6 protein-coding genes and 1 pseudogene are annotated in these 7,148 nt (G+C 70.2%); all 7 read left to right on the top strand.

Annotated elements, in window-relative coordinates; translation table 11 throughout:
• On the top strand, nt 1–210 hold a 210-nt coding region (locus PCA_RS17470), incomplete at its 5' end, for a hypothetical protein (protein ID WP_255436597.1).
• A gap of 1 nt (nt 211) precedes the next feature.
• The gene (locus tag PCA_RS01945; RefSeq protein WP_343204390.1) at nt 212–1,342 is read left to right on the top strand and encodes an ABC transporter permease; all 1,131 of its coding nucleotides are present in this window, start codon (nt 212–214) and stop codon (nt 1,340–1,342) included.
• 176 nt (nt 1,343–1,518) lie between these two features.
• Nucleotides 1,519–2,265 carry an acetoacetyl-CoA reductase gene (phbB, locus tag PCA_RS01940; protein WP_181300520.1) on the top strand — a complete coding sequence of 249 codons (747 nt, stop codon included), beginning with the start codon at nt 1,519–1,521 and terminating at the stop codon, nt 2,263–2,265.
• 27 nt (nt 2,266–2,292) lie between these two features.
• Nucleotides 2,293–2,430, top strand: coding sequence for a hypothetical protein (locus tag PCA_RS01935; protein ID WP_181300488.1), 138 nt, complete (start codon nt 2,293–2,295; stop codon nt 2,428–2,430).
• On the top strand, nt 2,427–4,784 hold the full coding sequence (locus PCA_RS01930; RefSeq protein WP_181300487.1) for a DUF3141 domain-containing protein: 2,358 nt from the start codon (nt 2,427–2,429) through the stop codon (nt 4,782–4,784). The genes PCA_RS01935 and PCA_RS01930 overlap by 4 nt, the downstream gene beginning before the upstream one ends.
• A 44-nt stretch (nt 4,785–4,828) precedes the next feature.
• Nucleotides 4,829–5,737 (top strand): annotated as a pseudogene (locus tag PCA_RS01925) (bifunctional enoyl-CoA hydratase/phosphate acetyltransferase); the annotation flags it as partial.
• A gap of 184 nt (nt 5,738–5,921) precedes the next feature.
• Nucleotides 5,922–7,136, top strand: coding sequence for an acetate/propionate family kinase (locus tag PCA_RS01920; RefSeq protein ID WP_181300485.1), 1,215 nt, complete (start codon nt 5,922–5,924; stop codon nt 7,134–7,136).
• Nucleotides 7,137–7,148 lie beyond the last annotated feature (12 nt).

The raw sequence follows: 7,148 nt of genomic DNA, 5'->3' as shown, positions 1-7,148 counted from the left end.
GGCATGATCGACCCGGGGGCCTCCCTGAAAGGCAGCGGACGCGTCATCGGCGAGATCTACCCGGCCAGCCACATCTTCACCATCAGCCGCGGCGTCTTCAACAAGGCGCTCGGATTCGGCGACCTGTCGGCATCGTTCTGGCCGCTGCTGCTGGCGGTCCCGGTGATCCTGGGCGTGGCCATCGCGTTGCTGAAGAAACAGGAGCGCTGACGTGCTGCGCAGAAGGATGGCGAACATCTACCGGCTGGGCGTCAAGGAACTGTGGAGCCTGCGCCGCGATCCGGTGATGCTGGTGCTGATCCTGTACGTGTTCACCTTCGCGGTCTACACCTCGGCCAATTCCATGCCCGAGACGCTCAACAACGCGCCCATCGCGATCGTCGACGAAGACCACTCGCCGCTGTCGCAGCGCATCGTCTCGGCGTTCTATCCGCCGGAGTTCACCCCGCCGATCGTGATCGACCAGTCGCAGGTCGATCCGGGCATGGACGCGGGCGACTACACCTTCGCGCTGATCATTCCGCCCAACTTCCAGCGCGACGTCCTGGCCGGGCGCCGGGCCGAGATCCAGCTCAACACCGACGCCACCCGCATGACCCAGGCGTTCATCGGCAGCGGCTACATCCAGCAGATCGCGATGGGCGAGATCGACGAGTTCGTCCAGCGCCATCGCGGCAGCACCGCGCCGCCGGTGGACCTGGCGTTGCGCGCCCGCTTCAATCCGTCGCTGGAGAAGAGCTGGTTCGGCGGCCTGACGCAGATCATCAACCAGATCACCATGTTGTCTATCATTCTTGCCGGCGCCGCGCTCATCCGCGAGCGCGAGCACGGCACCATCGAGCATCTGCTGGTGATGCCGGTCACACCGGCGGAGATCATGCTGGCGAAGATCTGGTCCATGGGCCTGGTGGTGCTGGCGGCAGCCGCGCTGTCGCTGAACCTGGTGGTGCGCTGGGCGCTGCACGTGCCGGTGGCCGGCTCGCTGTGGCTGTTCTTCGCCGGCGCGGCGCTGGTGCTGTTCGCGACCACTTCGCTGGGCATCTTCATGGCCACGCTCGCGCGCAACATGCCGCAGTTCGGCATGCTGATGGTGCTGATCATGATGCCGCTGCAGATGCTGTCCGGCGGCAGCACGCCGTTCGAGAGCATGCCGGTGGCGGTGCAGACGATGATGCAGGCGGCGCCCACCACGCACTTCGTCAACCTGGGCGGCGCGATCCTGTTCCGCGGCGCGGGCTTCGACGTGGTCTGGCCGCAGTTTCTGGCGCTGGCCGTGATCGGCTCCGTGCTGTTCGCGTTCTCGCTGGCGCGCTTCCGCAAGGCGATCTCGCAGATGGCCTGACGCCCGTCCCCGCCCACCAGAATCCCCGCCATGCCCGACACCGCCGCCCCGCTCCCGGCACCGGCCACGCTCCCGGCCCTGGCCACGGCCTGCCCGCAGGCGCGGCCCGGCACGGGCATGCGCGCACACACTCCCCCCACGACGCCGCCAACGGCAAAGACGAGGACAGCGTGAACCTGGACACCCGCAGACACACGGCACTGGTCACCGGCGGCATGGGGGGCCTGGGCGAAGCCACGGCGCGCGCCCTGCACGATGCCGGGCATGCCGTGCTGGTCGCCTACTCGCGCAACGACGAGGCCGCTACGGCATGGCTGGCGCGGGAAGCGGCCGCCGGCTACGACTTCGCCTCCTACGCTGTCGACGTGGCCGACTTCGCCTCCTGCGAGCGCATGGCCCAGCGCATCGCCGCCGACGGCCACCACGTGGACATCCTGGTCAACAACGCCGGCATCACCCGCGACGCCACCTTCCGCAAGCTCACCAAGGACAACTGGGACGCGGTGCTGCGGGTCAACCTGGATTCGATGTTCAACGTCACCAAGCCGTTCATCGACGGGATGCTCGAACGCGGCTGGGGCCGCATCGTCAACATCTCGTCGATCAACGGCAGCAAGGGCCAGTTCGGGCAGACCAACTACTCCGCGGCCAAGGCCGGCATCCACGGCTTCACCAAGGCGCTGGCCCAGGAAGTCGCGCGCAAGGGCGTGACCGTCAACACGGTGTCACCGGGCTACCTCGACACTGCCATGGTCTCCGCCATGCCGGCGGACGCGCTCGCCAGGGTGACCGCCGGCATTCCGGTCGGCCGCCTCGGCAAGCCGGAGGAAATCGCCGCCCTGATCCGCTTCATCGCCAGCGACGCCGCCGCGTTCATGACCGGAAGCAACGTGGCGATGAACGGCGGCCAGCACATGTATTGACGCTTTCCCTGCCCGGCAGGCAAACCCATGAACGACACCGCGATCCTCACCGCCACGCGCACGACCGACAGGGGCTTCCATGCCCACGCGCCCGACCTTCCGGCGCATCCGACCGGGCGCGACCGTGGCCAGCGGACGTCGATCCACACCGGAGACCCGTCATGAGCAAGAACGGCAACGCAACGCCCTCCGTGGCGCCGGTCCGGCCGGTCGATGCGCTGTCGCTGGCCGGCGCGGCCAGCGACTACCTGATCGACGCCTGGCAACGCAGCCTGCTGTATGCGGACGTGCGCCGCCAGCGCGGCAACCAGTACCGTGCGCACCTGCTGGAACGCGCGCCCAACGTGCTGCACTTCGAAGCCGAACTGCTGATGTCGGGGCTGGAGCTGCCGCGCCCGGTCAACTATGGCCTGGCGCGGATCGTGCCGCCGGCAGGCAAGGCGGTCGATCCGGCCAGGCGCCCCTTCGTGGTGGTCGATCCGCGCGCCGGGCACGGCCCCGGCATCGGCGGCTTCAAGCCCGACAGCGAGATCGGCGCCGCCCTCGAAGCCGGCCATCCGTGCTACTTCGTGGGCTTCCTGCCCGATCCGGTGCCCGGGCAGACCGTGGAGGACGTGATGCGCGCCGAGGCCGCCTTCGTGCGCAAGGTGGCCGAACTGCACCCGGACAGCATCGGCAAGCCGACGGTGATCGGCAACTGCCAGGCCGGCTGGCAGGTGCTGATGACCGCCGCGGTGTGGCCGGAACTGTTCGGTCCCATCATCCTCGCCGGCGCGCCGCTGTCGTACTGGGCCGGCGACAACCCCATGCGCTACGCCGGCGGCCTGACCGGCGGAAGCTGGCTGACGGCGATGACCAGCGACCTCGGCGCCGGACGTTTCGACGGCGCGTGGCTGGTGCAGAACTTCGAACGGCTCGACCCGGCCAACACCTTGTGGTCCAAGCAGTACAACGTGTACGCCAAGGTCGACACCGAGGGCCCGCGCTACCTGGAGTTCGAAAAGTACTGGGGCGGCCACGTGTTCCTGGAAGGCGGCGAGATGCAGTACATCGTCGACAACCTGTTCATCGGCAACAAGCTCGCCACGGCGGAGCTGGTGACCTCCGACGGCACGAGCATCGACCTGCGCAACATCCGCTCGCCCATCGTGGTGTTCTGTTCATATGGCGACAACATCACGCCCCCGGGCCAGGCGCTGGGCTGGATCACCGACCTGTACCGCGACGACGACGACGTGGTCGACCACGACCAGACCATCGTCTTCGCCACCCACGACAGCATCGGCCACCTGGGCATCTTTGTCTCCGCCAGCGTGGGCCGCAAGGAACACCGGGAGCTGGCCAGCAACATCGACCTGATCGACGGCCTGCCCGCCGGCATCTACCGGGCGGTGGTCGACGACGTCCACGAGGAACACCCCGGCGCAACGCCCGCCGCCCCTTCCTACCTGATGACGATACGCCGCAGCAGCGTGGAGGAAGTGCGCGGGATCGTGCGCCCCGACGCCGACGAGGAACGCCGCTTCGCTGCGGCGGCGCGCATCTCCGAAATCAACCTTGCGCTGTACCGCAACACCGTGCAGCCCTGGGTGCGGGCCTGTTCCGCCGGCTGGAGCGCGGCGTGGCTGCAGAAGCTGCACCCGATGCGCATCGGCTACGAATGGTGGTCCGACCAGCACCCGTGGGCCGGCTGGGTGGCCGCCCTCGCGGAACAGGCGCGCAAGCAGCGCTGGCCGGTCACCGCGGACAACCCGTTCCTGCATGCCCAGCAGGCCATGTCCAACGCCGTCGTCGATCTGCTCGACGGCTACCGCGATGCCCGCGACCGCCTGTACGCCCAAAGCTTCGAGGCCATCTACGGTTCGCCCGTGGCCCGCGCGCTGGCAGGGCAATCCTCGAATTCCGCCAGCCCCGCGCGGCCCCACCCCGGCGACAGCCCCGAGCACCGTCGCTGGCTGGCCGAGCGGCAGTCCCGCGTGCGCGACAGCGTGAACCGGGGCGGCCTCGCCGAGGCCGGCATCCGCGCCCTGTACCACGTGCTGGATGTCCGCGGCCAGATCGACGATCGCCTGTCCCATTGCGCCACCCGCTTGATCGGAACAAAGCTCGATGCGGCCGGAGCCGATGCCCTGCGCCGGATGGTGCGGGCCCAGTCGCTGCTGATGCGCCTGGACGGCGAGGCGGCGGTGGCCGCCATTCCCGCCCTGCTGGCGACGACGTCCCCTGCCCGCCGCAGCCAAGCGTTGTCCGCGATCCAGGCCATGCTGGACAGCGGCGACGCGCTGACCGCGGAGGAGCAGGAACGACTGCGGCGCATCCGGCAACTGTTCGTGCCGGGCAGCGCGCAGGACGCAGACCCGGTGCCCTCGACCGGGAAACCGCCGCGCCGGTCCCGCGGCGGCGACGGCCCGGCCGGGGCAGCGCGCCGCAATGCCGGGGCGGCCGGCCCATCCCGCAGGCAGGCCGCACCCGCTGCACCCGAACGCCGTCCCCGTCCACCGCGCAAGGCCGACCGATGACCGCGACCGCCAGCAACGACTCCCCGCCCGCCATGAACCAGGACGTGCAGCGACTGATCGCGCATGCCGTCACGCTGGCGCCCATCCAGGTCGCGGTGGTGCACCCCTGCGACGGCGCCAGCCTGTCCGCCGCACTCGACGCGCGGGATGCGGGCCTGATCCGGCCCACGCTGGTCGCGCCGCGCGCCAGGCTGGAGGCGGTGGCCGCGGCCGGCGGCATCGACCTGGGCGGCGTGGACATCGTGGACGTGCCGCACAGCCACGCGGCCGCCGAGCGCGCGGTCGAACTGGCGCGCGACGGCCGGGTGGAGGCCCTGATGAAGGGCAGCCTGCACACCGACGAGCTGATGGCCGCCGTGGTGTCGGCTGCATCGGGCCTGCGCACCAAGCGCCGCGTGAGCCATTGCTTCGTGCTGCAGACGCCGCGCTACCCGCACCCCTTCATCGTCACCGACGCGGCGATCAACCTCGCGCCGACGCTGGAGCAGAAGGCCGACATCGTGCGCAATGCGATCGACCTGGCCCGGGTGATCGGCATCGAGACGCCCAGGGTCGCGATCCTCGCCGCCGTCGAAACCGTGAGCCCCGCGATGCCCGCCACGCTGGATGCCGCGGCGCTGTGCAAGATGGCCGACCGCGGCCAGATCAGCGGCGGCCTGCTCGACGGTCCGCTGGCCATCGACAACGCGGTCTCGCTCGATGCGGCGCTCACCAAGGGGATTCGCTCCGACGTCGCGGGGCAGGCCGACATCCTGGTGGTGCCGGACCTGGAGAGCGGCAACATGCTGGCCAAGGTGCTGATCTACCTCGGCGACGCGACCAGCGCCGGCGTCGTGCTGGGGGCCAGGGTGCCGATCGTCCTCACCAGCCGTGCCGACCCCCTCGTTTCGCGGATCGCCTCCTGCGCGATCGCCGTGATGCTGGCCCACCACTATCGGAATGCTCCGCCGTGACCGGGATCCAACGCGCCTCCATCCAGAAAGACACCCCGACGGCCGCCACCGACGGCATGCGTTCCCCGGCTTGCCGGGCCTGCGGCGCCGGGACGCTTCGCCGCATCGAAGGCGCCGGTCGCCGCCGCGGACGGCGGCATGGCGATGGCACGCCGTCGCCTTGCGGTGCCGGGATGGGTACGACATGAGCGGCGCCGTGATCCTGGTGCTCAACTGCGGCTCGTCGAGCATCAAGTTCGCCGCGTTCGACGCCGCCACCGTCCCGTTGGCGCGCGAGCCGTTGTGGAACGGCAAGGTGCAGGGCATCGGCGGCCCGGCGCCCGACTTCGGCGAAACCGGCGTGACGCCGTTTCCCGTCGTCCTCGACGCGCAGCATCCCTACCGCGACGCGCTGCGCCTGATCCGCGAGCGCGTCGTCGCGCGGCTAGCCGGCCGCAGCATCGCCGTCGTCGCCCACCGGGTCGTGCATGGCGGCACCAGATACTTCCAGCCGGTGCGCGTGGACCCGCAGGTGCTCGCCGACCTGCAGGGCTACATCCCGCTCGCGCCGCTGCACCAGCCGTTCGCGGTCGAGGCGATCGACATCCTGCTGCGGCAGCTGCCGGACCTGCCGCAGGTCGCCTGCTTCGACACGGGCTTCCATCACACCATCCCCGAGGTCGAGAAGATCCTGCCCCTCCCTTACGACGCCTGGCAGCGGGGCCTGCGGCGATACGGCTTCCACGGCCTGTCCTACGCCTACATGGCGCTGGCCCTGGCCGAACGGCACGGCGGGGCCGCGCGGGGCCGCACCATCGTCGCCCACCTGGGCAGCGGCGCCAGCCTGTGCGCGATGCAGGGCCTGGAAAGCGTGGCCACCACGATGGGGTTTTCCGCGCTGGACGGCCTGATGATGGGCACCCGCACCGGCTCGATCGATCCCGGCGCGGTGCTGTACCTGATGGAGATCGAGAAACTGTCGCTGCACGAGGTCGGGCAACTGCTCTATCACCGCTCAGGCCTGCTGGGCCTGTCGGGCATCTCGTCCGAGCCCCGCGTGATCGTGCGGCACGAGGACGACGAGGGCGAGCCCGGCGAGCGTGCGCGCCTCGCCCTGGCGTTCTACGTGCGGCGCATCGTGCGCGAGATCGGCGCGCTCGCCGCCGTGCTGGGCGGCCTCGACGCGCTGTTCTTCACCGCCGGCGTCGGGGAACACAACGCCTTCGTCCGCGAACGGGTCTGCCGCGACCTGGCGTTCCTCGGCGTGCAGCTCGACGAGGCGGCGAATGCCGCCGACGCCTTCGTCATTTCCTCGCCTCGAAGCCGCGTCCTGGTCGGCGTCGAACCGACCAACGAGGAGTGGATCGCCGCACGCGACGCGCTGCATCTGCTGGACGCATCCCCTTCCACCGTTTCATGACCCGAGGACATC

The sequence above is a fragment of the Rhodanobacter sp. PCA2 genome, assembly GCF_013620825.1.
GTDB lineage: Bacteria > Pseudomonadota > Gammaproteobacteria > Xanthomonadales > Rhodanobacteraceae > Rhodanobacter_A.
This window is presented reverse-complemented; position numbering and strand designations above follow the sequence as displayed.

Bases quoted from the DNA above. Each gene is read 5' to 3' on its own strand.
- PCA_RS01935 (WP_181300488.1), top strand. From the start codon at position 2,293: ATGAACGACACCGCGATCCTCACCGCCACGCGCACGACCGACAGGGGC.
- PCA_RS01930 (WP_181300487.1), top strand. From the start codon at position 2,427: ATGAGCAAGAACGGCAACGCAACGCCCTCCGTGGCGCCGGTCCGGCCG.
- PCA_RS01920 (WP_181300485.1), top strand. From the start codon at position 5,922: ATGAGCGGCGCCGTGATCCTGGTGCTCAACTGCGGCTCGTCGAGCATC.